This is a genomic window from Paenibacillus agaridevorans (assembly GCF_003112455.1).
Taxonomy (GTDB): domain Bacteria; phylum Bacillota; class Bacilli; order Paenibacillales; family Paenibacillaceae; genus Pristimantibacillus; species Pristimantibacillus agaridevorans.
The window spans coordinates 65,968-89,599 of the sequence record NZ_BDQX01000281.1 but is presented as its reverse complement, the minus strand read 5'-3'; the positions used below and the strand labels follow the sequence as shown (position 1 = coordinate 89,599).

At 55.5% G+C, this 23,632-nt stretch carries 18 protein-coding genes and 1 pseudogene; 6 read left to right on the top strand and 13 right to left on the bottom strand.

The annotated features are described in order from the left end of the window. The 8 genes from PAT3040_RS22605 to cysK form a co-directional block, all read right to left on the bottom strand. The coding region (locus tag PAT3040_RS22605; protein ID WP_181376774.1) for an SMP-30/gluconolactonase/LRE family protein at positions 1 to 1,250 on the bottom strand (1,250 nt) is incomplete at its 3' end. 17 nt (positions 1,251 to 1,267) lie between these two features. Beyond that, positions 1,268 to 2,158, bottom strand: a complete 891-nt coding sequence (locus PAT3040_RS22600; RefSeq protein WP_108994487.1) for a carbohydrate ABC transporter permease — start codon at positions 2,156 to 2,158, stop codon at positions 1,268 to 1,270. Next, positions 2,159 to 3,127, bottom strand: coding sequence for a carbohydrate ABC transporter permease (locus tag PAT3040_RS22595; protein ID WP_373863969.1), 969 nt, complete (start codon positions 3,125 to 3,127; stop codon positions 2,159 to 2,161). A 46-nt stretch (positions 3,128 to 3,173) separates the two neighbouring features. Then, the gene (locus tag PAT3040_RS22590) at positions 3,174 to 6,158 is read right to left on the bottom strand and encodes an extracellular solute-binding protein (RefSeq protein WP_108994485.1); all 2,985 of its coding nucleotides are present in this window, start codon (positions 6,156 to 6,158) and stop codon (positions 3,174 to 3,176) included. Between the two features lie 62 nt (positions 6,159 to 6,220). Further along, positions 6,221 to 7,330, bottom strand: coding sequence for an ABC transporter ATP-binding protein (locus tag PAT3040_RS22585; RefSeq protein WP_108994484.1), 1,110 nt, complete (start codon positions 7,328 to 7,330; stop codon positions 6,221 to 6,223). A gap of 66 nt (positions 7,331 to 7,396) precedes the next feature. Continuing rightward, positions 7,397 to 8,761, bottom strand: coding sequence for an ABC transporter substrate-binding protein (locus PAT3040_RS22580; RefSeq protein WP_108994483.1), 1,365 nt, complete (start codon positions 8,759 to 8,761; stop codon positions 7,397 to 7,399). A gap of 149 nt (positions 8,762 to 8,910) precedes the next feature. Next, entirely contained in the window at positions 8,911 to 9,498 is a 588-nt protein-coding gene (locus tag PAT3040_RS22575; protein ID WP_108994482.1) for a thioredoxin family protein, read from the bottom strand. Positions 9,499 to 9,825: 327 nt separating this feature from the next. Then, positions 9,826 to 10,770 (bottom strand): cysteine synthase A, encoded by a 945-nt coding sequence (gene cysK / locus PAT3040_RS22570; protein WP_108994481.1) that lies wholly within the window; start codon positions 10,768 to 10,770, stop codon positions 9,826 to 9,828. 347 nt (positions 10,771 to 11,117) lie between these two features. Here cysK and PAT3040_RS22565 point away from each other — a divergent pair, with 347 nt between their 5' ends. The 3 genes from PAT3040_RS22565 (at position 11,118) to PAT3040_RS22555 (ending at position 14,505) form a co-directional block, all read left to right on the top strand. Then, positions 11,118 to 12,728, top strand: coding sequence for an FAD-dependent oxidoreductase (locus tag PAT3040_RS22565; RefSeq protein ID WP_108994480.1), 1,611 nt, complete (start codon positions 11,118 to 11,120; stop codon positions 12,726 to 12,728). Beyond that, positions 12,725 to 13,045, top strand: a complete 321-nt coding sequence (locus PAT3040_RS22560) for a 4Fe-4S dicluster domain-containing protein (RefSeq protein WP_108994479.1) — start codon at positions 12,725 to 12,727, stop codon at positions 13,043 to 13,045. Before PAT3040_RS22565 ends, PAT3040_RS22560 begins: the two co-directional genes overlap by 4 nt. 116 nt (positions 13,046 to 13,161) lie before the next feature. Then, positions 13,162 to 14,505 carry an ABC transporter substrate-binding protein gene (locus PAT3040_RS22555; protein ID WP_108994478.1) on the top strand — a complete coding sequence of 448 codons (1,344 nt, stop codon included), beginning with the start codon at positions 13,162 to 13,164 and terminating at the stop codon, positions 14,503 to 14,505. Positions 14,506 to 14,846: 341 nt separating this feature from the next. Here PAT3040_RS22555 and PAT3040_RS22550 read toward each other — a convergent pair whose 3' ends face one another. Together PAT3040_RS22550 and PAT3040_RS22545 are read right to left on the bottom strand one after the other, a co-directional pair. Further along, on the bottom strand, positions 14,847 to 15,035 hold the full coding sequence (locus tag PAT3040_RS22550) for a hypothetical protein (protein WP_146200517.1): 189 nt from the start codon (positions 15,033 to 15,035) through the stop codon (positions 14,847 to 14,849). Between the two features lie 735 nt (positions 15,036 to 15,770). After that, a complete protein-coding gene (locus tag PAT3040_RS22545) occupies positions 15,771 to 16,577 on the bottom strand; it encodes an alpha/beta hydrolase family protein (RefSeq protein ID WP_108994476.1) in 807 nt (268 codons plus the stop codon). A 409-nt stretch (positions 16,578 to 16,986) separates the two neighbouring features. On the opposite strand from PAT3040_RS22545, the gene PAT3040_RS22540 reads away from it, so the two are divergent. The 3 genes from PAT3040_RS22540 (at position 16,987) to PAT3040_RS22530 (ending at position 20,413) form a co-directional block, all read left to right on the top strand. Next, positions 16,987 to 17,340, top strand: coding sequence for a 4Fe-4S dicluster domain-containing protein (locus PAT3040_RS22540; protein WP_108994475.1), 354 nt, complete (start codon positions 16,987 to 16,989; stop codon positions 17,338 to 17,340). A 68-nt stretch (positions 17,341 to 17,408) separates the two neighbouring features. Next, a complete protein-coding gene (locus tag PAT3040_RS22535) occupies positions 17,409 to 18,788 on the top strand; it encodes an ABC transporter substrate-binding protein (RefSeq protein ID WP_108994474.1) in 1,380 nt (459 codons plus the stop codon). A 20-nt stretch (positions 18,789 to 18,808) separates the two neighbouring features. Further along, positions 18,809 to 20,413 carry an FAD-dependent oxidoreductase gene (locus PAT3040_RS22530; RefSeq protein ID WP_108994473.1) on the top strand — a complete coding sequence of 535 codons (1,605 nt, stop codon included), beginning with the start codon at positions 18,809 to 18,811 and terminating at the stop codon, positions 20,411 to 20,413. Positions 20,414 to 20,739: 326 nt separating this feature from the next. On the opposite strand, the gene PAT3040_RS22525 is transcribed toward PAT3040_RS22530, so the two are convergent. The 3 genes and pseudogenes from PAT3040_RS22525 to PAT3040_RS38940 form a co-directional block, all read right to left on the bottom strand. After that, a complete protein-coding gene (locus PAT3040_RS22525; protein WP_181376773.1) occupies positions 20,740 to 22,080 on the bottom strand; it encodes an ABC transporter substrate-binding protein in 1,341 nt (446 codons plus the stop codon). Between the two features lie 150 nt (positions 22,081 to 22,230). Next, positions 22,231 to 22,581: a 4Fe-4S dicluster domain-containing protein gene (locus PAT3040_RS22520; protein ID WP_108994471.1), complete on the bottom strand. Its 351-nt coding sequence runs from the start codon at positions 22,579 to 22,581 to the stop codon at positions 22,231 to 22,233. After that, positions 22,578 to 23,632: pseudogene (locus PAT3040_RS38940) on the bottom strand (pyridine nucleotide-disulfide oxidoreductase); the annotation flags it as partial. The pseudogene PAT3040_RS38940 and the gene PAT3040_RS22520, both read right to left, overlap by 4 nt.

Here is a 23,632-nt window from a genome sequence, read left to right as displayed (position 1 = left end):
TGGCCTCCCCGCCATAACGGCTCGCTGTCTTCATAACGTCCGTCCTGCGTCAAGCTGTTGGCCTGGTGCACCAGTGCTCCGAATTCCGTCAGCTCATACTTCTGAATGACGTTGTTCTCGCTGTCAAGAATGTACAGATTGTTGGAAGAATCATTCGCGACGGCCGCCGGAGTCTTTACGAGGCCGAGCTTCGTCGTCGTGTCTCCCGCGGCGCCGCCCCAGAAAAACAGCAGATTGCCGTTGCCGTCGTATTGGCTGACGACGTTCAGCCGGGAATCGACCACCGTCATGTTGCCGTCGGCGTCCACGGTCAGATCGTTTAATTGCGGAGCCGTCTGCCGTACGGCGTTCGGATCCCGTATCGTTTCTCCAAAGCGGCCATCCGACAAAGAATCGGCGAATTCCCCCTTGCCGGACAACTGATCGAGACCGGCGATGTTCAGCTTTTTGAGCTGACCTTGCCCTACCTCCTTGGTGACCGTATAGATGAAGCCTTCTCCGTTTTGATCGACGCTCGTAATGGATCCCGGCAACTTGCTGATCTCTCGCTCGTACATCTCCCGCGTATACAGAAGACGCTTCACGCTGTCGACGAAGGAGAAGCTTGTGCGGTTGGCGCCGAAGAAACCTTGAAATTCGCCCTTGGGATCCAATTGCAGCAATCCTTGATAACCGCCAAGCGTGGCGATGTACAGAAATCCGCGTTTGTCGACGACGAGCTTGACGGGGTCGAACTTAAACGAATCCGGGATCAGCTTGGAGTCCGGCCGGCCGTATTCCGCGAGCACTTCGCCTTCCTGGCTGACGCGGAGCACGCGATTATTGCCCGTATCGGCAATGTAGATATCTCCGTTGTCATGCACGAACAGCCCTTGCGGACGATTGAGCGGATTATCGGGAAAGGTCAACATGCGCACGAGTTCTCCGCCGCTGTCCAGATGTACGATCCGATTGTTGTTCGTATCCGCGATATAGAGCTCATCCTGATCATCGATAAACAAATCCTGCGGCTGATTAAGCGGAGAGTGCTTCAGCCCCCCCTCGCTTTCGGGGTCTGCGATGAACAGCTCCCGGCCAAGCGCGCCTTCGGGGCGATATGCCGTCTGAATGCGATATTGCTGATGGTATTGGTCTTTGTAGTAAGTCTGGTATGGCACATCCGCATGAGCCTTGCCCGGATAGACCGCAAGAAACGCGATCGTCGCCGCAGCGGTCAGCTGCAACGCGCGCAGCGCAAGCCGTCTCTTCATCTCTTCTCCCTCCGCTCTTATTTGATTCCGGAATGCGCCATCGTGGCGATCACCTTGCTCTGAAGTATGACGAACACAATGAGGTTCGGCACGAACATGATAAGGGAAGCCACGGCTGCCGCGCCTTGCATCGCCACGTTGTTGGCAAGATTGTTCGTCAAGGTCGACAGGAAAAACGCGAAGCTCTTCATCTCGTCGTCCAGCATGAACAGCGCCGAGGTTTCGATATTGCCCCACGAGTTCTGGAAAGCCAGAATCGCGACAGTCGCGATGGCGGGCATGCAGACCGGCACTACAATGCGGAGAAAAACGACGAATTCGCTCGCCCCGTCGATCCTTGCCGCCTCCAGAAGCGAATCCGGTATTTGGTCCACGAACTGCTTCAGCAGGAATACGCCGATCGGCATCGCCATTAGAGGCAGCAAATGGGCGAAATACGTGTTCATGATGCCGATCTCGCTGACGACCAGATATCGCGGAATCTGCACGACCTCCGGCGCGAACATCAGCGTCAGAAGAATGGCGGCGAACACGAAGCCCGCTCCCGGGAAGCGGTGCTTGGAGAGCGGGAAGGCGCACAGCGCGCTGACACCCGTCACGAGCAGCACCGCAAGCGCCGATACGAACACGCTGTTGAACAGGTACCGGATCATAGGGACGGTGGAGCGCGCCGTAACGGCGAGGAGCTCGTTTACATTCTGCAGCGAAGGCTCCTGAACAAAGAACGTCGGCGGATATAGGAACAGCTCGTGATAGGGCTTAAAGGCATGGTTGAAAATATAGACGATCGGCAGAAGCATGAATACCGACAACACGATAAGCAATAAGGTGAGCAGCTTCTGAAAGCCGTCCATCGCCGACAGGCGGGGACGTCTCCGAAGCTTCAGCAGCGAGCGCAGCGCGTTCATCTATTCGTCTCCCTTCGAGCCGAACAAGCCCCAGCTTAATTTGTTGGACGCGTACATTAATAGAAGCAGGAAAACCGAGATAGCCGCCGCATACCCCATCTCGAACCGGATGAAACCAAAGTCGTCGATATGGTTAATGATGAGATGGCCGGAATAGGCGGGGGTCGGATTGACGCCGGACAGCTCCACGCCGATTGCGCCCGTCTTAAAGGTTGTCACGATCGCCATGACTGCGCCGAACAGCATCTGCGGCTTCATGGATGGAATCGTGATATACCAAATTTCCTGGAGACGGCTCTTCATGCCGTCGATGCGGGCAGCCTCGTAATAATCCTTGTTCACGTTCAGAATGCCAGCCAGCATCGCGAGGAAACCAACTCCCATGCTGGACCATAACGTCACGCCGATCATGGCATTCATCAAATAGCTGGGATCGGTGACCCACAGCTGCGGCGTATCGATCCAGCCGAGCCTGAGCAGCACGCTGTTGAGATAGCCGATCCTATCCCCCGTCAGCATGGGCAGCCAGACGATGGACATTGCGATGCCTATCGTAAGCGACGGCGTATACATCGCCAGCGCGAACCACTTGCGCGTGACCGCAGGAAGCTGCGAGATGAGCCAAGCGAGCAGGAAAGCCGCGATATAGCCGCCTGGACCTACGATAATGGCGAACTTGAACGTATTCGGCAGCGCGTGCTTCAGGAACAGCAAATCCTGCGAGATGAGATATTGAAAGTTCTGCCAACCAATGAAACGCGGCGACTCGATTGCGTTGAAGTACGTGAAGCTTAAAGCGACCGCTGCCAGGACAGGAACGACGATGAAGGCGACGAAACAAAGCATGAACGGCGCGATAAACAGATAGCTCAGGCGATAACTCCACACTTCGTTCAGCAGCGTTCTAAAGCGGCCCGGCGATCGAACGGAAACCGATGCCGCTTCGGGTGGAGAGACCGATCTTCCCAGCTCGGACCTCGATTCTCTCAATGCCGCGGTTCCTCCTGCTCCGGTCTTACTTGACATAACGATTCACCTCGTCCCATGGCTCCTTCACGATCGGGAAGTCCAATGTCTTGAACGGGTTGCCCTCCGCGTCTACGAAGCCGAACTCTTGCTGCTTCCGCAGCAGCTCCCGGTTGATGTCCAGAATGGACGCCTCCAGCGACGCCCTGTAGTTCATGCCGTCTATGACGGAGCGCACCCATGCGTTATTAAGCTCGCGCCCCATGAAGTATCCGCCGGGCGGATTCTCCTTCTCCTTATACCAGGCCCACTGCCTCAGAATAACGTTGGCGTCCTCCCGCTTCCAGGGCAGCTGGACGAACGCTTCGATATTGGCGGTGTTCCAGCGGAACGACACGCCGTTGATCGCCTCCAAGTCGGAGCCGTAACGCACTTGCGTCTCCGTGGACACCCACCATTTCAGAAACTCCCATGCTTCGTCCTTCTTCCGCGATTCCTGGAATACGACGCCGGTCGTCTGCTGGCCGCCCGCCCAACGCTTAATGGAGCCGTCCCCCTGTTCGACGCCGGGAATGAGCGCGATGCCCCATCGACCGTTCAGCTCCGGCGCCGCCGCGGAGAGCTGCACGTACATGTTATAATCAGAGATGCCGATGGGCATCTTGCCGCTCCGGAAGTGCTGATAGAAGCTCGGCACTTGCTTCTCCAAGGCATACATGTTGAAGAGGTCGGTCCACTGCTTGAAGGCGGCGAAGCCCCCCGGCGTATCCAGTCCCGTCGCGAAGCCGTCCGGCGTATAAAATTCCACGTCGTTCTGCGAGATGAACGGGAGGAATTCCCCCGGATCGATATAGAAATTCATGAAGTGCTGCTGCAGCGTCGGCAGCAGATCGTATACATCCTGCCACGTCTCCGGTATGTCCAGCCCAAGCTCCCTCATAATATCCTTGCGATAATAAAGCACCTGGAAGGATTGCGTCTCGGGCACCGCGTAGTACCCCTTATCGTAGTAAAGCGCCTGCCAGGAGCCTGGGCTATACTGATCGTAGATGTCCCCGAAGTCATCGAACTGGGACAAATCGTACACGCTGCCCCGTATCGCATAGTCGACGGGCAAATCCTGGTTAAGGCCGAGCGCCACATCCGGCTGCAAGCCGGCCGCGTTCGACATGACGAGGAGCTGCGGGTTCGGCAGCAGATTGACCTTTACTTTGATGCCGGTGAGCGGCGTAAACGTCTCATCCGCAAGATCCTGCAGTTGAGTCACGTAATCGCGGCCGCGCAGCACCCAGACGTTAAGCTCCCTGTCGTCCATCTCGCCAAGACTTTGACGCGTGTTAAAGGAATAAAAGAAGTTCGCAGCTACTCCAGCCGCCTTATCCGCCCACGATGCGGTCATATTCGGAAAGCTCTTGTCGCTCGGAGCGATAAAGATCTCGTCAAGCTGCAAAGGCTGCTTGTGCATATTGACCACGAAATTGTTGATCTTCTCCGTAATGGAGGATATTTCGTCGATATGGTACGGAATTTCGTCCGGAATACGCAGCAGGCTGCGGATATCGCCGGCCGAAGAGCGGAAGCCTTCGCTTGCGCTGTCCTTGCGGCCGTTCACTTCTTCCATGCCCGCCGCCAGCGCATCCAGATTGGAAGCCGCCTGCTCCAGCTGCTCCCGCAGCCCCGGCAGATCGCGATCGATCTTCCATGTCCGGTTGCGGTCGGTTTGACCGCTGGTCATGGAGCTGAGATCCTGCTCGATGTCCCGCAGCAGGGCGCTCAAATTTTCGATGCCCCGCACGATAGGGCTTACCGCTGCATGCGTCAGCGCGAGCGAAAGCGTGTGTTTGCCCTGCTCCAAATATACGAGGAAGGGTTCCCCCGCATCGTCGGACAAGACGACTTCCTGCCAATCGGAGTGATACGGGAATCGATACGTCAGCCATTCCCGAAACGGCACTTCGCCGTCGATCCGGATCGTGCGGAACGAAGCCTTCTGGGAGAAGCGGTTCTGCAACGCCCTCAGCCCGATCTTGTAATAGCCGCTCTCCGAGACGTTGAACTCCCAGCCTACCTCCTGGTTCGGCCAGTCCCAGCGCACGCCGCCCATCGTGTTATAGGTGATGCGTCCCTCGGCTCTGGGAACGGTGCGCCAGTCGCGATCCCACATCATGACGACGGACGGATCGTTTTTCCATGTCATTCGCTCCGCTTGAATCGTCAGCACCTCGGCGTCCCCCGATGCGGCTTCGCCATATGTCGCTGCAACCTCCCCGTACGAAAGCGGCGTCCGCGGCGGCTCAAGCGTCAGCTCGGAGATCGCGACGGGCTCGTAGCCCTCCAGCCGGATCGTATGTTTGCCCGGGGTGAAGTGCCATCGAAACGGTTCGGCGTAATTCGCTCCCGAATCGGCTAACGGATGGGTCAACCATCCCGATATGTCCTCGGCTACGGGGCGGATTTCATCCCCGTCGTCGTTTTTTTTCAGCTCGTCCTTGTCTCTCCACAACCTGTATAACGTAATGGAAGAAGCCTCCCGGAACGGGCGGGCGCCGTCTATCGTGACATCCAATACGATCGGACGGGTGTAGCCATCTCCCATTAGCGGGTGATAAGACGCGTAAATTTCATACAAGCCCTCCTCCGCCACAGTCACCTCGTACTCCACCCAGTTCGTATCCTTGGATTCCCATATCAGGACGCCGCTCTTTCCCTCGTATTCGCCTACGGTCAGCGCAATGTCGCTTGATTTGGCGGATGGCGTACCGGCAGGGATCGTTATGCGAGACTCGGCGTTCTGTACGCCTTCCGACCCCAGCTCCGCCAGCACATTGGCATAGTAGGGCTCCAGCTCCGCTTCCGCGATGGAGCGGTCGTCCCATTGCCGGAAACCCGCCAGCTCGCCGGTCGGCTCGTAAGTCCCCGACAATCCCTTTGCTCCATTCGCCGGCGCCATAAACGCGGCCAGCAGCAGCACGGCGACGACCAGCGCGATCAGAATTCCGAACAATACCCTTTTGCCGCCGTATTTTCTCGTCATTCGTTATCTCTCCTTCCGCCATGACTTCGCCGTCTTCAATAGAACTTTTTGAACGACCCTATTTAGTGCGTCAACCTTTGTCCGGTGTCCGCATCGAAGAACAACGCCTTCGACATGTCCATGACGATTCTCAGCTTCTCGTTCTCTTCGCAGCGATAGTAAGCCTCAACCCGGACCACCAGCGGCTTATCTTGACCGATATCCAGATGCAGGAACCGGTCGGCTCCCATCAGCTCGCTGACTTTGTAGATGCCCGTCAAGACGGAGTCCGAATACAGCCCCTCGGGGCCGATATGCTCCGGACGTATGCCAAGCGTAATCCGGCGGCCGATCTTGTTATGCTTGCGCAGCAGATCGGCGGAATCCTTCGGAATCCGAAGTCCGAACCGCGAGGTGTTGAAGAGCAGGTTGCCGCCAGGCTCCTCGACGATCTTTCCTTCCACGAAGTTGATCTGGGGAGAACCGATAAAGCTGGCGACGAACGTATTGCTCGGCGTCTGATAGACGGCCTCGGGCGTATCGATCTGCTGAATGATGCCGTCCTTCATGACGACGATCCGGTCCGCCATCGTCATCGCTTCGATCTGGTCATGCGTCACGTAGATGAAGGTCGCGCCCAACGACTTGTGCAGCTTGATCAGCTCCATCCGCATCTGAACGCGCAGCTTCGCGTCCAGATTGGATAACGGCTCATCCATCAGAAACACCTTGGGATCGCGCACGATCGCCCTGCCCAGCGCGACGCGCTGGCGCTGCCCTCCAGATAGTTCCTTCGGCTTGCGATTCAAGTAAGGCTCTATTTCCAGCACCCGGGCCGCGCGGCGCACCGCAAGATCGATTTCGTGGCGCGGCTGCTTGCGCAGGCGCAGGCCGAATGCAATATTTTCGTAGACGCTCATGTTGGGGTATAACGCGTAATTCTGGAATACCATGGCGATGTCGCGGTCCTTTGGCGGCAGATCGTTGACGAGCTGCTCGCCGATGTAGACCTCGCCCTCCGTAATGTCCTCCAGTCCCGCTATCATCCGCAGCGTCGTCGATTTGCCGCAGCCGGAGGGGCCGACGAAGACAAGAAATTCCTTATCCCTGATGTCGAGATGGAAGTCGTCCACGACGTTCTGCTTATCCTTGCCGTATCGCTTATACAAGTGCTGAATCGATATGCTTGCCATCCCGCCCGCCTCCTATGAGATGCAAAGGGACCGCCGCTTGCTTGGCGACGATCCCGCTTCGCTTGCTTACTTGCTCGTATTGTTCAGCGTCTCCAATTCCTTTTCGATTCCTTCCTGGGCTACGCGAAGCGCCGTATTGACGTCCACGCCGTCGACGGCGATGCTGCGCTCCGCCTCCGTCAAAAATTTGCGCACTTTGCTTTCGAATTTGTGAGGCTTGATCGCGTTGCGCGGCGGCGCTTTGAAAATATTTTCGACCGTCTTGCCCTCCAGCACCGGAATTTCCTGTCCGTACACTTCCTCGAACTGCTTGCCTTCCACCGTTGGCACACGTCCCGCCTTGGCAAGCGCAAGCTGCGATTCGTCCGTAAGCAGGTTCGCGATGACTTGGAAAGCCAAATCCTTATGTTTGCTCGCTTTCGTCACGACCAGGGAATGCACGTTGACTGCTTTGCCCGTGCCGAGGTTCTCCTCGAAATTCGGGAACGGCGCGAAATCCCAGTTCAGCTCGATTCCTTGCTGGCGCAGCTCCTCGAGCGGTCCCAGCAAGTGGGCGATATTGTAAGCAACAATGGCCAGATTCTGTTCATTAAAGAAAATATCGTCGTCGTTCGCATATTGGTATCGACCGTCGGCACCGATATATCCCGGCACCTCATAGCTCTTCTGCAGCTGCTCGAACACTTTGCGCCATTGCGGCGTCGTCACGTCGGCTTTGCCCGTCTCCGGGTCGATAATGAACAGATCAAGTCCGGTCGCGATGTTGCTGGAGCCGAATAGATCGATGCCGACATAGTCCACGCCATTGTCGCTGCGCGTTACCGATTTGCCGACCTCGATGGCTTGATTCCAGCTCATTTGCTCATTCGGCGGATACGAAGCCCCGAACTTGTCGAAGATGTCCTTGTTATAGAAAATAACGGGCAGGTTCACGGAGAACGGGATAGCCGCCACCCCCTCTTCCGGCGAATACTTCTGAACGACGTCCAGCACGACCGGCTTGAGACGGCTTAGATCCACGTTATGTTTCTCGATATAAGGCGCCAGATTCTCCACAAGATCCAGGTCCTTTAGCGTCGTGGCAATGGAAGTCGTCGACACGAACATAATGTCGGGAACCTCGCCCGACGTGATCAGCGGCTCAAGTTCCACATCCTCAGGTGCGTCCACCCACTCCAACGTGACATGCGGGAATTTCTCCTTCGTCTGTTGCAGCAGCGTCTTCTCGAATTCCGCTTGCGTGACGGTAATGCCCGCCCGAAGCACCTTCAGCGTGACGGGCTCCTGATTGTCTTCCCCCTTCTCCGTGGCCGTCGGCGTCGTGCCGCCGCTTGTATCGGCTCCCGAACCGTTTTTGGTTCCGCCGCTGCATGCTGCAAGCATCGTGATCATCATGATTAACGACAATAGAATAAGTCCAGCCCTTTTCATCTTTCATTCTCCTCTTGTGGGTCGATTTTATATATATTAATAATTCGCATTGAAATAGTTGGGATTAGTTACATGAAAAAAAGGACACGCGAGCGAGGCCTGCTTCGCTCCGCTCGCGAATGTCCTTATGTCTCGTACTGATCCGTTATTTAATTAAGCACCAAATCGCAAGCTTCTTCCGGCATCCACCGTTTGTCCTTGCCCTCCCATTTCACATTGCAACCGACCGGGTTGGTCAGCGGTACGGCAACTTCCCGCCCTGCCAGATAGTCGTCAAGCGCGTTCTCCAGATCGTGTGATGTAATTTTCTCCGCATCCTTAGGAGAGTCGACCGCACGGCCCGTATAGATCAGCTTGCGCTCGGCATCGAACACATAGAAATGCGGCGTGCGAAGCGCTCCGTAGGCCAGTGCCGCTTCCTGCTGCGCGTCGTGAAGATAAGTCCACGGGAACTTATGCTCATCGATGCGCTCAATCATCTTCTCGTAGGAATCATCCGGGTTAGTTGTTGCGCTGTTCGCATTAATCGCGACGAAGGCGACGCCCTGCGGTCCGTACTTTAATGCCGTCGTCCGAGTCACCTCGTCCGAGCCCTTGACGAAGGGGCAATGATTGCACGTGAACCATACGACAAGCGCCTTCGCATCCGCGAAATCGTTTAAGGTATAATGTTTCCCGTCGGTCGCAAGCAATTTAAACTCCGGTGCGTTCTCACCTATTTGTAGTGTGTATGCCATATTAATCATCCCTTCTCCATTTCAATGTTGTATAGCCGTTTCCGCCCATAGGGGAAACAAAAAAGAGACATGACTGCCCGATTCGGGAAGCCGTGTCTCTGGTTGACCAGTCGAACGCTTCGTTCATTTATATTTTCGTTTATATTAATGAAAGTTCAAAAAGTTCGGTTTTCAGCACCGAGAAGATTGAAAGAAGGTAGAAACTGAGGAGCGGAGCGTAGTGGAGCTACGTGAGCACCGGAAGTTTCGCCTGAATTCAATATTCGATGTCGAATACGCTACTTGAATTACTCCGTGATGGGAAGCGGACTTTTTGAACTACCTCCATTAAGCTTGTTGTTCCTCCGCATACAGGACCGTCGACAAGTAACGTTCTCCGTTGCTCGGCACGACGGCGATGACACGTTTGCCGGCGCCCAGTCTCTCAGCCAACTGCAGCGCTGCATAGATCGCGGCTCCCGACGAGATGCCGCCCAGAATCCCTTCCTTCTTCGCTGCCAGCCGTGCCGTCTCGAAAGCTTGCTCGTTCGTCACCTGGATCACTTCGTTGTAGATGTCGGTATCCAGGATAGAAGGAACAAAACCCGCTCCGATGCCCTGAATTTTGTGCGGGCTTGGGCTGCCGCCCGACAACACCGGCGATGCGGCCGGCTCCACCGCGGCGATAACAATATCCGGGAACGCCGTGCGAAGCACTTCTCCGGCTCCCGTGATCGTGCCCCCGGTACCGATGCCGGCGATGAATCCGTCAAGTTTGCCATCCAAGGAGTTGATCGCCTCCACGATCTCCGGCCCCGTCGTCTCCCGGTGAATCTTCACATTGGCGAGATTGTCGAATTGCTGAGCCGGGAAGTAGTCGGGATTCCGGTCCAAAATTTCTTTGGCGGTCCGGATGGCGCCCTTCATCCCTTCGGTACCCGGCGTAAGCACCAGCTCCGCTCCGTAGGCTCGCAGCAGATTGCGCCGCTCCAGGCTCATCGTCTCCGGCATAACAAGTATGGCGCGATAGCCTCTAGACGCCGCCACGAGTGCGATGCCGATCCCCGTGTTGCCGCTCGTCGCCTCGATAATCGTTGCGCCGGGCTTCAGTTTCCCTTCGCGCTCCGCTTCCTCGATGATGCTGATGGCGATCCGGTCCTTCACGCTGCTGCCGGGGTTAAAAAATTCGAGCTTTAAATAAATTTCCGCGCTGCCCTCGGGAACGATTTTGTTCAAACGAACGAGCGGCGTATCTCCGATCAAATCGGTGATATGATTGACGATGCGTGCCATTAGAGCTTCCCCCTTCATGGTTTCGAAAATAAAAATGCGCCTCCTTAATAAAAGGAAGCGCATCTCCGTTTGAACGGTTGACTGCTTAATACCCACTATTCCAAGTGACTTTCTAAACTTTTTATTACTATAACATGAGTCGTCTAAGTTGACAATATGTAATTTTACTATTTGTCTGGAGAGACAATACGCCTATTGACAGCCCTTAACAGCCATGATACCTTATTACCAAAATATCCGACTACACCAGTAAGAATAGTGTGTATGTCGAATGGACCAGTCATCTGGACGTCTGCCGCAAGTCGGCAACTGCCGGATGGCTTATTTTATTATCAGGAGAGGTGGAGATGATTATGAGCGAATCAATGCAAAGTTCCGTAGGAATATCGTTGACTGCCGATGTACTCATTATCGGTGGAGGTCCCGCCGGCACATGGGCAGCCTTGTCCGCGGCGAATGAAGGCGTCAAAGTCGTGCTGGCCGACAAAGGGTATTGCGGCTCAAGCGGCGCGACCGCTCCTTCCGGAACGGGGGTTTGGTATATCCAGCCCGATGCCGAAGCGCGATTGGAAGCGAAGATGAGCCGTTACGAGCTTGGCGGGCAGCTGGCCGAGAATGCGTGGATGAACCGCGTGCTCGATAAAGCCTACGAACGCATGCACCATCTGGCGGAGCTAGGTTATCCCTTCCCACTCGACGGGAGCGGCAAAAGCGTTGTCCGAGGATTGCAGGGCCCGGAATACATGAAGCTGATGCGCAAGCTTGTCCTGAAGGCCGGCGTGAAAATATTGGATCATAGCCCCGCTCTGGAATTGCTCGCCGACGAACACGGCGTGGGCGGCGCGCGTGGCGTTCGCACGCAGACTGGGGAGAACTGGGAGGTACGGGCAGGAGCCGTCGTGATCGCGACTGGCGGCTGCGCCTTTCTAAGCAAGGCGCTTGGCTGCAACGTATTGACCGGCGACGGCTACCTGCTAGCCGCCGAGGCCGGAGCGGAGATGTCCGGCATGGAGTTCTCCAATGCCTACGCGATCTCTCCGAGCTTCGCATCCATTACCAAAACCGCATATTATCGCTACGCCTCCTTCTACTACGAAGACGGCAGCATCGTGGAAGGCGCAGGCTCGCAGCGCGGCCGTTCCGTCATCGCCCGCAATCTCCTTCAAGGGCGCCAAGTGTTCGCTAGATTGGATCAAGCGCCGGAGGAAATCCGGCCACGGCTTCGCGTCGGCCAGACCAACTTCTTCCTGCCGTTCGACCGTCTCGGCATCGATCCGTTCCGCGACATGTTCCCCGTCACGTTAAGACTGGAAGGAACTGTACGCGGGACAGGCGGCATCCATATCGTGAACGAGGATTGCGGCACGGCCGTACCCGGATTGTATGCCGCGGGCGATGCCGCGACGCGGGAGCTCATCTGCGGGGGCTTCACGGGCGGAGGCAGCCATAACGCCGCATGGGCGATGTCCTCGGGCTCTTTCTCCGGCAAAGGCGCTGCCTCTTATGCGAAATCACTGGGAACGCGATCCTCGGAACGTGCCTTGAAGGGATTATCCACCTCGCAGTTGACCCGGCAGGAAACGTCGACTGGGGGCAAGACGGGCGACATCGTCGAAGCCGTCAAAGCCGAGGTGCATCCGTACGACCGCAATCTGTTCCGGACCGAACAAGGACTGGTCTCGTCACTCGAGAGGCTGGATCAACTGTGGAAGGAAGTCCGGGCAACTCCTATTACGCTCGATAACCGCGCCTACAAGTTCCGTGAAGCCGCGGCCATGACCGCGACCGCCCGCTGGATGTATCGTTCCGCCCGCTTCCGGACCGAAACGCGCGGCATGCATAAAAGGGTTGATTATCCTTCGCTGGACGGCAGCCAACGGCATCGGCTCATTAGCGGCGGACTGGACGAGGTCAGCGTTAGAACCGAAGAGGTTTCCAAGGAGGTCGTGCTGGCTTGATCGAGATCGTAAGCGAGTCGAAGTGCATTCAGTGCAACCTGTGCGTATCCGTATGCCCCACCAATGTGTTCGATAAGGTGGAGGGAGACATCCCCGTTATCGCTAGACAAAGCGATTGCCAGACCTGCTTCATGTGCGAGTTGTACTGCCCTGTTGACGCTTTATACGTATCGCCGAATTCGGAGGGCAGCGATCTGGTCGAGGAAGAGCTGCTGGAAGAGAACGGCCTCTTGGGCAGCTATCGGGAGAAGATCGGCTGGGGACCGGGCAGAACGCCGATTACCCGTCATCCGCTCATGCTGGAGGGCCGCAACTGATCTTTTTGCGTATACCGACCGTTAAATCGGAGGCGTGCTTCGTTCCTTGAAGCGCGCCTCTTCTCTATTTTGAGCAGTAAAAAAGAGCCGACCATAACGACTAGGAGTGTGTTTCCATGAGAATGTCTAAGCCGTCCATTATTACGTCCGTCTTCCTGTCCTTCCTGTTGGTTACCGCCGCCTGCTCGCAAGGAACGGGAACGAAACCCGTAGAAAACAACGAGCAAGGAAAGGCGGGCGACCCTGAGCCTGTAACGCTCAAGTTTTACGTTAACGGAATCAATCTGTCCGGCACCGAATTTCGTCTAATGGTAGAGGAACCCACTAAAAAGAAATATCCGCACATTACGGTCGAACGCATTGTTCCGCCGCAAGGAACCGGCTTGCCCGAGCTCATCGCATCCGGCGAGATCCCCGACATCATCTATGCCAGCGTCGGAACCTATTACCAGCTGCGGGATTTGAATCTCGATTATTTGCTGGACGATCTGATCGCCAAATACGACTTCGACGTCAACCGCATCAAGCCGCACATATTGGCATCGATTACCGACTACAGCGACAACGGCACCAGTCTCCACGCGCTTCCCTTCAATGACAACGATACGATTCTCTACTATAACAAGGACATTTTCGATAAATTCGGCGTTCCCTATCCTCCCGATGAGCAACTAACCTGGGAAGAAGCGCTTGAACTGGGCAGACAGCTGACCCGCAACGATAACGGCGTTCAATACATCGGACTGGAAGTCGCCTCGGGCCCCGCACATCTCCAGAGCAGCCTTGCTCTCGGCACGCTTGACCCCGATACGGGGCAAGCCGTCGTCAACACGCCGGAGTGGAAGGAAGTATTCGAGTTCCAGCAAAAGGTGTTCGAGGTGCCCGGCACCGTGCAGGGAGAAACTTATCTGTACAACAAAGACGCCTTCATAACGGATCGAATATTGGCGATGAGGCCGAGCTACATCGCCAACATGGTGGGCACGCTGGAGGAGCTGCGGCAAGCGGGAGATCCCATCAACTGGGACATCGCGCCGGTGCCGAATTTCCCCGATGCGCTGGGAACGAGCAAGGAGGTCAACATTCACTCGCTGTATATTTCCAGCCAAAGCAAACATAAGGACGAGGCCTTCCAGGTCATCGCGAACATTTTGTCTGACGAGGTGCAGACGATTCTGTCGCGGAACGGCAGGCTGCCTTCCATCGCCAATGACGAGATCGACCGTCAGTTCGGCGCAGACGTTCCCGACCTGCAGGGCAAGAAGATCGATAATCTCTTCAAGGCGCGGGGTGTTCAGCTGCACAAGCCGCATGAATACGAATCAAAGGTGGCCAAGTTCGTCACGGAGGCGTACCGTTCGCTCGCGCTGGACGGCGTCGACGTCAATACGGCATTGCGGACGCTCGAAGAGAACATCAATGCCGAGGTGGCAAGGCTGAAGGCTACCTCCAATAAGTGAGGCTGCAATCGATCATCGCCAACCTGTAAATGGAAATGAGAGACCTTATTGGGCTCGTTTGGCGTGATATTAAAATCTAACGGAACCTTGCGACGTTATTCGTGAGAATTCCAGCCAAAACGCGGACTTTGGCCTATCATAAGGGCTGTCAGTTCCATTAGATTTGCGATGTGTTGCTTTTTGCCGAAATAAAGGCTTTCAGTTCCGTTACAGTTGCTCCCGTTCATTTCTTGCCCATATTGCGGCTGTATGCGTACGTAACAAATAAAGGCCAGCGCTGCGGGGTGTCTTAAGCCCCAGGCCTGGCCTTTATGTTCGCTGTGGATCATCGAGATTCATCATTACGGCGCTTCATTCATTTCCCTCAACTCATCAAGCAGAACAAGCCAAATAGAGGCATCACGCTCTTCTTCAATCGTTCGCTGTGTCTTGTCCCTAATGGTCATTTCGTAAGTTCCTCGATACTTCTTCATCAGCCGTACAATCTCGTCCAGTACCACATCGCGTTCCTGCTCTGCAGTCAGCATCACCGCTCCCTGCTCTTGCGTCTGTAGTTCATATAAAGTCACAGCTTCTCTAAGTTTGAGTGTCTCACCTGTTCTCATTACCACAGAGAACGTCTCGGGTATGCGGTTATGCCTGTTTTTCCCCTCACGTCAGGATGTAATCATACAGCATATTGCTGAATGCTCGATAAAATTCGGGATCTGCTTGTTTAATTGTCTGCTCTAAAATTTGTTCACTCTCCCCCCATTCGTGATATTTTCGGGGTTCGGCAAGATCTGTATAGATTCGTTCAGACAAATATTCACGCTACGTCGCCAACGCTCCTTGGTCAGGCTAAAGCTATTAACAGAGAAGCTGAGTCAACATCAACTCTAACAACAAGAGAAAATAAAACCCACTCTAAGGTTGACGCCAAAGGTGGGTTATTCTTCATTCGACCAAGAAAGGATAACCCATCCAAGCCTGTTGATCCAACGACAAGAATGATTTGGGTTCGATTGTCGTAACGAATAGCCACACGGCGAAAGTGTTTGATATTGAAAAAAGCACTCCACTAAGTGGTGTTCTTTGTACAAATACCAATCGACTTTCCATGAATATTAATTGCTCCAATCGATTACCTACCGACCTCTTCTCTCGCAACCTGCACGACCGAGTCAGAGAAAGGCTCGAAGCCTTCATTGGCATTTTCTTACGACAAATAACCCCCATCCACGTTGTCGCGGTTTCGAGGTTATTTGCGTTGCCTTTACTCTGAATTATACGACTTTGCCGCCCAATGATTCGTTCAGGAACGCGGCCGTCTCCTCGAACGCGGCGTTCAGTTGCTCCGTCGCTCCTTCGTACGGATGCGTCACGCCAAACGTATGGTTGGCGCCTGGAATGGACACGTACTTCTGTCCCGGAGCCAGCTCCTTCAGCCGGTCCACGAAGTCGAGCAGCCGCTGGCTGTCGGCATCTCCTTGCACGATAAGAGCTGGCAGCGTCAGACCGACAAAATGGTTCGTCACATTGAAACGTTCCGAGTTCTTCTCCTGATCCAGGGCTACGGCGCGCTGAACGAGCGTCAGATTGGGATCCGAGGAAACGTTAACGGGCGAAGCTCCGCCGTTCCATACAACAACCGCCGACACCGATTCGGGGTGCTCTCCGGCATGGATAATGCTGCTGCCGCCCGACCGGCTGTGGCCGAGAAGCGCAACCTTCCCGGCATCCGCCTCCTCTCGAAGCGGCAGCCCTCTATGCTTGATTTCTCCCAGCAGCGCCTCAAGATCGCTTAACTCTTGGCTTACGGTGCTCGCTTCCGCTACCTGCGTTTCGTCAAGCCCCTCTTCTTTCGCCGTAATCCGGGAGAAGTCGAAGCTTACGGCGTAATACCCCAGACCGGCCAACCTCTCGGCGACTTCCGGCCAGAACGCCCAATCCTGGAAACCTCTGAATCCGTGGGCAACGACCACGACGGGTTTGCGGACGCCGTCCGGAATTGCCCTAACTCGCCCTTTTACTTTCAATCCTTCGCCCAACCCAATTTCGAATGTTTCAGATGCAATCGCTTGTTTCGACATGTCTCCTCGCTCCTCTACTTAAAATAAAAAAACAGAAGTTTCGTCTTGCTGGCAAGACAACCTCCGTTTGAACGGTCAATTCCATTTGAAATTACAACAATACCAATTATATTACTTGGTTATTTGATGATATGCTATCAGCATGCTTTTCATTTGTCAACCCGTCTCTTCCCACATCTTTCCCCTTAGGCCTACCCTTATAATTTGTTCTTGACCTCATCAGAATGGGAATGTATGATACCGTTATATCCAAGTAAACTAATATGAATAATGTATATCGGTTTGCCAATCAACCGTTTGAGCGGAGATGCCTACAGTCGTAGCGCATCTTTTTTTATTTGCGCCTAAGCCTGTAGAGGCGTCACACACCATGCATACCCTTATACGCACAAAGGAGGCAGAAAGGAAATTGATCGAGCTGGTGAGCGAGGAGAAATGCATTACCTGCGGGATATGCGTCAAGGTCTGTCCCACCTTCGTGTTCGATGCCGACGATAGCGGCCTTCCCGTTATCGCGCGCCAAGAGGATTGTCAGACTTGCTTCGTCTGCGAAGCCCATTGTCCCGCCGATGCGCTGTACGTTGCGCCCTACGCCGATACTCCCGTAACGGTAGACGAAGCCGAGCTTGCCGCTTCGGGAGTTCTGGGAAGCTGGCGCGCAACGATCGGATGGGGACCCGGCCGCACCAAGCTGGCGTCTATTGATTCTACCGAATTCATTAATCGTATTCTTCCGCCGCGTCCGCAGCAACGCACATATTGACCGGCTTGTTCGTTCTTGGAGCGACAAACTTGAGATTTCAATTCCTATATGAAGAGAGGGCATTACCCATGAATAGAAAATCAAAGACAACCGCGCTAACTATGGCGCTTATATCCGCATTCGCTTTATCGGCTTGCGGGAGCGGATCCGACAACGCTCCGTCATCCACTGCAGGGGCCAAGGCAACGGATCAGCCGAGCGAGACAAAAGCTTCGGAAGCTCCCGTTACCGAAGCCGCACCGGAGCCCGTTACGCTCAAATTTTACGTCGGCGGCGGAACGTTGACCGATACGGAATTCAAATTATTTTTCGAAGAACCGACCAAGGAAAAATTCCCGCATATTACGCTCGAGAAGATCGTTCCCGCCGATGGCGTCAAGCCGGCTGAGGTATTAACCTCGAACGATGTGCCAGACATTATCTATCAGACGAGCGGCTCCTACTATACGTTCCAGGAGCTTGGCGTATTCGCCGACCTGACACCCCTGGCGGAGAAACACGGATTCGATACCAAGCGGCTGAAGCCGGTATTGCTGGACTCCGTCCTGAATTTCTCCAAGGAGGGAGAGCTGTTCACGCTCCCCTTCTCATCCAATGTCGCCGCGCTATTTTATAACAAGGACATCTTCGACAAATTCGGCGTTGCCTATCCGCCCGATGAACAGATCACATGGGATGCCTTGCTCGACATCTCCCAGAAGCTGACGCGTTCCGATGGCGGCGTCAACTACATCGGCACCGATCTGAACAACGGCCCTGCCACTCTGCAAGGAAGTTATGGCATCTTCGCTCTTGATCCGGAGAGCGGCGAACCGACGCTTCAATCCGGGCAATGGCGGCGCGTGTTCGAGACCGTGCAGAAGAACGTGCAGCTCCCCGGTTTCGTCCAAGGCGAACAATATCAATATGACCGTGACTCCTTTATCGTCGATCAGAATCTTGCCATTCGACCGACGCTGCTGGCCAATCTGATCGGCCCTCTGGAAGAGCTTCGCGCCCAAGGCAAGCCATTGAACTGGGATCTGGCTCCAATCCCGAACTTCGAGGATAATCTGGGGCAGGGCAAAGTCGCCAACGTGCATTCGGTATCCATCTCCAGCGTCAGCAAGCACAAAGACGAGGCTTTCCAGGTACTCGCCCATATTTTGTCGGACGACGTGCAGCGGATTCTGTCCCGCAACGGCCGCGTGCCCGCCATCGACAATCCGGAGCTTGAGAAGGAGTTCGGCGCCGATATCGAGGTGCTGAAGGGCAAGAAGATCGAAAATATTTTCAAAACGAAGCCTCCCGTTCTGGATCAACACCGTCTGGAGGGTGATGTCTCCAAACATGTAACACAAGCGTTCGCGGATATCGCGCTCAAAGGAACCGACGTCAATACGGCGATCCGAGCGGCCGAAGAGGCCATTCGCAAAGACTTGGAAACGTTAAAGATTACGAAACCTTAATGCAGAGAGGAGATGAAAGCATGAGCGAACTGGGACGTAAATTGACCGCGGACGTTCTCGTGCTGGGAGGCGGCCCCGCGGCCGCCTGGGCGGCGTGGAGCGCCGCCTCCCAAGGCGCGAAAGTCGTACTTGCGGACAAAGGGTATTTGGGGACAAGCGGCGCGACCGCACCCGGGGGCACGAATCTGCTTTATTTGCCGCCCGATCGGGAATTGAGAGACAAAGCCGTGGAGCAGCGATACGTCGGCGGAGGTTATTTGTCCGAGCGCTCGTGGACTTATCGCGTATTGGACCAGGTATATATCAATCTGGAGCGCATTGAGCAATGGGGCTACCCGTTCGTGCGCGACGAGCATGGCGTTCCGCAGCGCGGACATCTGCAGGGTCTGGAATATATGAATTTGATGCGAAAGGTCGTTCTAAAAGCTGGAGTCAAGGTGCTCGATCAGCATCCTGCGCTCGAATTGCTCGCGGATGAACATGGGGTCGGAGGAGCCCGAGGCGTATGTCGGCCGGACGGGACCGACTGGGAAGTCAGGGCGAACGCCGTCGTCGTCGCTACCGGCGGATGCGCCTTCTTGAGCAAAGGACTCGGCTGCAACGTGCTTACGGGCGACGGATTATTGATGGCCTCCGAGCTGGGCGCGGAGCTGTCCGGCATGGAATTCAGCCGTGCCTATGCGCCAAGCGCGGCGTTCGGCACCGTCACGCGCGGACGATTGCTCGGTTGGGCGACGTATTACGACGAGGCCGGCAACGTGCTCAATTCGGACGGCAACCGCGGCCAAATTCTGCACAAGGCGGTTAGCGAAGGCCGGACGGTCTATGCCATGCTCAACAAAGCCGACACCCCGGAGAAACAAGCCATTTTAAGAAGATCACACGCGATCTTCTTCCTTCCTTACGATCGGGTCGGCATCGACGTGTTCACGCAGAAGTTTCCGCTTACGGTCAGGGGAGAAGGAACCGTCCGCGGCACGGGAGGCATACGGCTCGTCGGAGAAGATTGTTCGACTACGGTTGCCGGCTTGTATGCTGCGGGAGACGCGGCATCGCGCGAGCGGCTGATGGGCGGCATGTCCGGGGGCGGGGCCTTCAACGCTTCGTGGGCCATATGCTCGGGCACATGGTCCGGCGAGGCGGCGGCTGCTTACGCGGCGGCGCAGCCTGGCCACGCAGGTCAGCGCAATCTGCGGCCCGTAGGCCGATTTGGACTGCAGCCTAAGTCCGGCAGCGGCGACAGCGAAGCCTCTGCGATCTCGGACATCCAACGTCCGGATAACGCCGAGCTCCTTAAAGCGGTTCAGCACGAAGTATCGCTCAAGATCAACTACTTCCGCCGGGAGTCGACTATTCGGGAATCGCTGCAACGTCTGAACGCCATATGGCCGATCGCCGGCAGCGCCGCCGGTTACGAGGGCTTCCAGCAACGGATTCGAGCGCGAGAGATCGCGGCCATGACGGCTACCGCGCGATGGATGCACATCGCCTCCCTTCAGCGAAAGGAGACTCGGGCCATGCATACGCTTGCCGAATATCCCGAGCAAGATCCCTCGCAGCTGCACCGCATCGCCCTGTGGGGGCTGGATCACATATCCGTGCGATATGACAAAGTACCTGTCTAAACGCGAACAACATACTCTTTGCCGACAAAGGAGTTGGGGCTGTCCCGCCAGGGGCAACCCCTTTTGCGTAGCCTCTACAACAGTGGCCGTTACGCCAGCCACCTGCCCTGTGTATTACTTTTCATACACAATTCTCCTTACACACCCGCCAACTGCTCCTCGAGTATGATTTTTCATACACAATTCTCCGCCGCCACCTTCAGTCGCCTTTGTGTTATAACGTCTTTCAAGAACTCAGTTTGTTACAAAAAAAGACGCAGGCATCATCCTTGCGTCTTACGATCCCCCTGCATCTTTTAGTCTTCCCACTCCCCCGGCTCCATTCGCTACTTCGTCTTTCCCAGCGTCTCCAGGTCTTTGTTGATTTTGTCCGCCGCCGTGCGAAGCGCCGTGTTGACATCCACGCCGCGAATGGCGAGATCCGCCGCGGCTTCGCCGATGTATTTTGTAATTTTGCGTTCGTTCGCATTTTCCGCATTCAACTCGCGCGGGTCGGCTTTGAAAATATTTTCGATCGTCTTTCCTTTCAGCACTTCAATATCCGCGCCGTATTCCAGCTCAAGCTCCGGATTATTTAGTACGGAGACGCGGCCGTTCCGGCTGACGAGCCGTTGTACTTCTTCGGACAGCAATTCGTTCAAGACCTGATAAGCCTCGTCCTGATATTGGCCGCCTTTCGTTATCGCGAATCGATGCACGTTAATCTCCACGCTGGTGCCGAGCGCTTCTTCGAAGTTCGGATGAGGCGCGAAATCCCAATTAAGCGTGACTCCCTGCTGCCGAAGCTCCTCAAGCGGACCGACAAGCTGGGCCAGGTTGTGGGTATAGAGCGCCAAATTCTGATCCGCGTAAAACACGTCATCCTTGTCGTCGTGACGGTAATCCTCCCCTTGCACGAATCCCGGAATGGCATACAGCTTTTCCAGCGTTTTAAACACCTTAGTCCATTGTTCGTCCGTCACCGCAGCTTGCCCCGTGACCGGGTCGATAATATCGAGCGACAAGCCGCTACCTAGCCGCGTAGGAGAGAGATCGATGCCTACATATTGGACTCCTCCTTCCGATCTGGTCAAGCGGCTCGCGATCCCGATAATCTCGTCCCATGTTTTTACTTCATTAATATAGGGCTCGTTGAATCGATCGAAGATGTCTTTATTGACGTACAAGACGGGCAAGTTGATGGAGAACGGGAGTTGATTGCCTTCGGAGGACTGATTGATCGCGCTGACGACTTCCGGTTTCAACCGGCTTTCATCGTATCCGTACTTTTCCTTTAATGGCGCGAGATCCGCGATCAGATCCTTTTCCTTCAACTCCGCGTAACCGCCGCCGAATATAAGATCGGGAATCGTCCCCGCCGTTATTAGCGGTTCAATGGGATCGCCCTCCGGAATGTCGAGAAGCTTGATCTTGATGTGAGGAAATTTTTTCTCCACCGGCTTGAAATACGTCTCGACCTCCGTGTTCGTCAAGGTGACTCCGCCGTATTTGAATATCGTCAGCTCGATTTCCTCCTGCGTGGTCTCGGTTGCTTTCTCTGTCGGCGATGCAGAGACCGGAGCGTCTTCATTCGTGCTTCCTGCGGCCGTCTTGCCGCCTGTTCCGGAAGCGCATGCCGATACGACGAACAACGTCAACATGATTAATCCAATCCATGATCGCTTCATATATATCCACCTTTTCATATAATTATAGTTGGTTTTAATTGAATAAAAAAAGGAGATAGCGTCCCGTCAAGGTACGCTTATCTCCTCCGTTTACTTGGTCGCGATCCATTGCTCGCTATGCAATAGCAGCATGACTCTTTCATTGTCCGTTCATTGCGCTCTGCCGATCCCGGACCTCATCCTTCTTAGAATAGGCGTCGTATCCGCTGCAGCCATCGATACCTTGCCGCCGCTGCCGAATCCGATCACGGCCCGCCAACTGCCAAGCAGACCGCGTTCGATCAAATCTTTTTCGTTCACTTCCACCTTCTCGTCGGCATGATGGGCAACATAAAGCGCGTCGGCGGGACAATGGGCTTCGCACATAAAGCAGGTCTGGCAGTCCTCCTGCCTGGCAATGACCGGCAAGCCTGAAACATCGCTGTCGAAGACGTTCGTTGGACATACTTTCACGCATAACCCGCATTGAATGCAGCGGTCCTCGCTCACCAGCTCGATCATACGGATTGCCGCTCCTTTACGATGACCGGCGGGATATGACGGCCTTGATGCCCGGAAACTTGCTCCGCGCGAAACGTGATGGTATCGGTCCCGGACAATAACAACCGGTGATTCAACCGGTCGTCCAGCTCAGGGTATTCCTGCATCGTATGCATCCCCCTTGTTTCCTTTCTAAGCAGAGCGGCGGTATACATCCATCTGGCATTCGCGACCATCGCGGCGGCTTCCCGGGACTGCACGCGATTGGTCGCGGTAGGCCCGACTTGTCCTTGCACGAGCGGCCATAGTAGATTCAGCCTCTCCAAGGACGCCTTCAACACCGGCTCGCTCCGGAAGTAATTAATGCGAAGCGGAAACATCTCCCGCTGCACGCGCTCTATCACCTCGCGAACCGGAATTTCGACGGTTGCGGATGCGGTATGGGCAAGTCCATGCCTGCCTGCAGCCTGCAGATTGCGCTGTCGCGCTTCCTTGGCTTGCTCCAGCGCGTATTCCGCGGCCCCTTGGCCCGACCAGGTTCCCGACGCAATCGCCCACGAAGCGTTATAGGCGCCTCCGCCGGAGCGCGCTCCGGCCGTCTTCTCCCGCGAGGCTGCATCGCCGGCGGCGTACAGACCTTGAACCGCCGTCGAACAATCCTCGCCCGTAATCCGAATGCCTCCGGTTCCGCGAATCGTCCCCTCGTATCTCATCGCAATCGGGAACTTCTGGGTGAAAGGGTCGATCCCCGCCCGATCGAACGGGACGAACCACAAAGGCGTGGAAGCTCTCAGAATATCCCTTTTCTCTTGCGTGTCGGCCTGGGTAAGCATGGCGTACACCGGACCCTTGTCGAGCTGTACCGCAAAAAAATGGTCTCCGCGCGGGCCGCCCTCGTGAATGATCCGTCCCTCCTCGTCGTAGAAGGACGCGAATCCCAGCAGACGGTTGCGCGTAATCGTGCCGAACGCTGCCGTGGTCGCGTACTGCCGGCTAAACTCCATGCCGGACATCTCCACGCCAAGCTCGGCAGCCATTAACTGTCCGTCGCCGGTCTGAACATTGCAGCCCA

Excerpts from the sequence above, each read along its gene's own strand:
- PAT3040_RS22575 (WP_108994482.1), bottom strand. The coding sequence starts at position 9,498 with ATGGCATACACACTACAAATAGGTGAGAACGCACCGGAGTTTAAATTG.
- PAT3040_RS22585 (WP_108994484.1), bottom strand. The coding sequence starts at position 7,330 with ATGGCAAGCATATCGATTCAGCACTTGTATAAGCGATACGGCAAGGAT.
- PAT3040_RS22545 (WP_108994476.1), bottom strand. The coding sequence starts at position 16,577 with ATGTCGAAACAAGCGATTGCATCTGAAACATTCGAAATTGGGTTGGGC.
- PAT3040_RS22590 (WP_108994485.1), bottom strand. The coding sequence starts at position 6,158 with ATGACGAGAAAATACGGCGGCAAAAGGGTATTGTTCGGAATTCTGATC.
- PAT3040_RS22520 (WP_108994471.1), bottom strand. The coding sequence starts at position 22,581 with ATGATCGAGCTGGTGAGCGAGGACCGCTGCATTCAATGCGGGTTATGC.
- cysK (WP_108994481.1), bottom strand. The coding sequence starts at position 10,770 with ATGGCACGCATCGTCAATCATATCACCGATTTGATCGGAGATACGCCG.
- PAT3040_RS22600 (WP_108994487.1), bottom strand. The coding sequence starts at position 2,158 with ATGAACGCGCTGCGCTCGCTGCTGAAGCTTCGGAGACGTCCCCGCCTG.
- PAT3040_RS22530 (WP_108994473.1), top strand. The coding sequence starts at position 18,809 with ATGAGCGAACTGGGACGTAAATTGACCGCGGACGTTCTCGTGCTGGGA.
- PAT3040_RS22565 (WP_108994480.1), top strand. The coding sequence starts at position 11,118 with ATGATTATGAGCGAATCAATGCAAAGTTCCGTAGGAATATCGTTGACT.
- PAT3040_RS22580 (WP_108994483.1), bottom strand. The coding sequence starts at position 8,761 with ATGAAAAGGGCTGGACTTATTCTATTGTCGTTAATCATGATGATCACG.
- PAT3040_RS22555 (WP_108994478.1), top strand. The coding sequence starts at position 13,162 with ATGAGAATGTCTAAGCCGTCCATTATTACGTCCGTCTTCCTGTCCTTC.
- PAT3040_RS22525 (WP_181376773.1), bottom strand. The coding sequence starts at position 22,080 with ATGAAGCGATCATGGATTGGATTAATCATGTTGACGTTGTTCGTCGTA.
- PAT3040_RS22535 (WP_108994474.1), top strand. The coding sequence starts at position 17,409 with ATGAATAGAAAATCAAAGACAACCGCGCTAACTATGGCGCTTATATCC.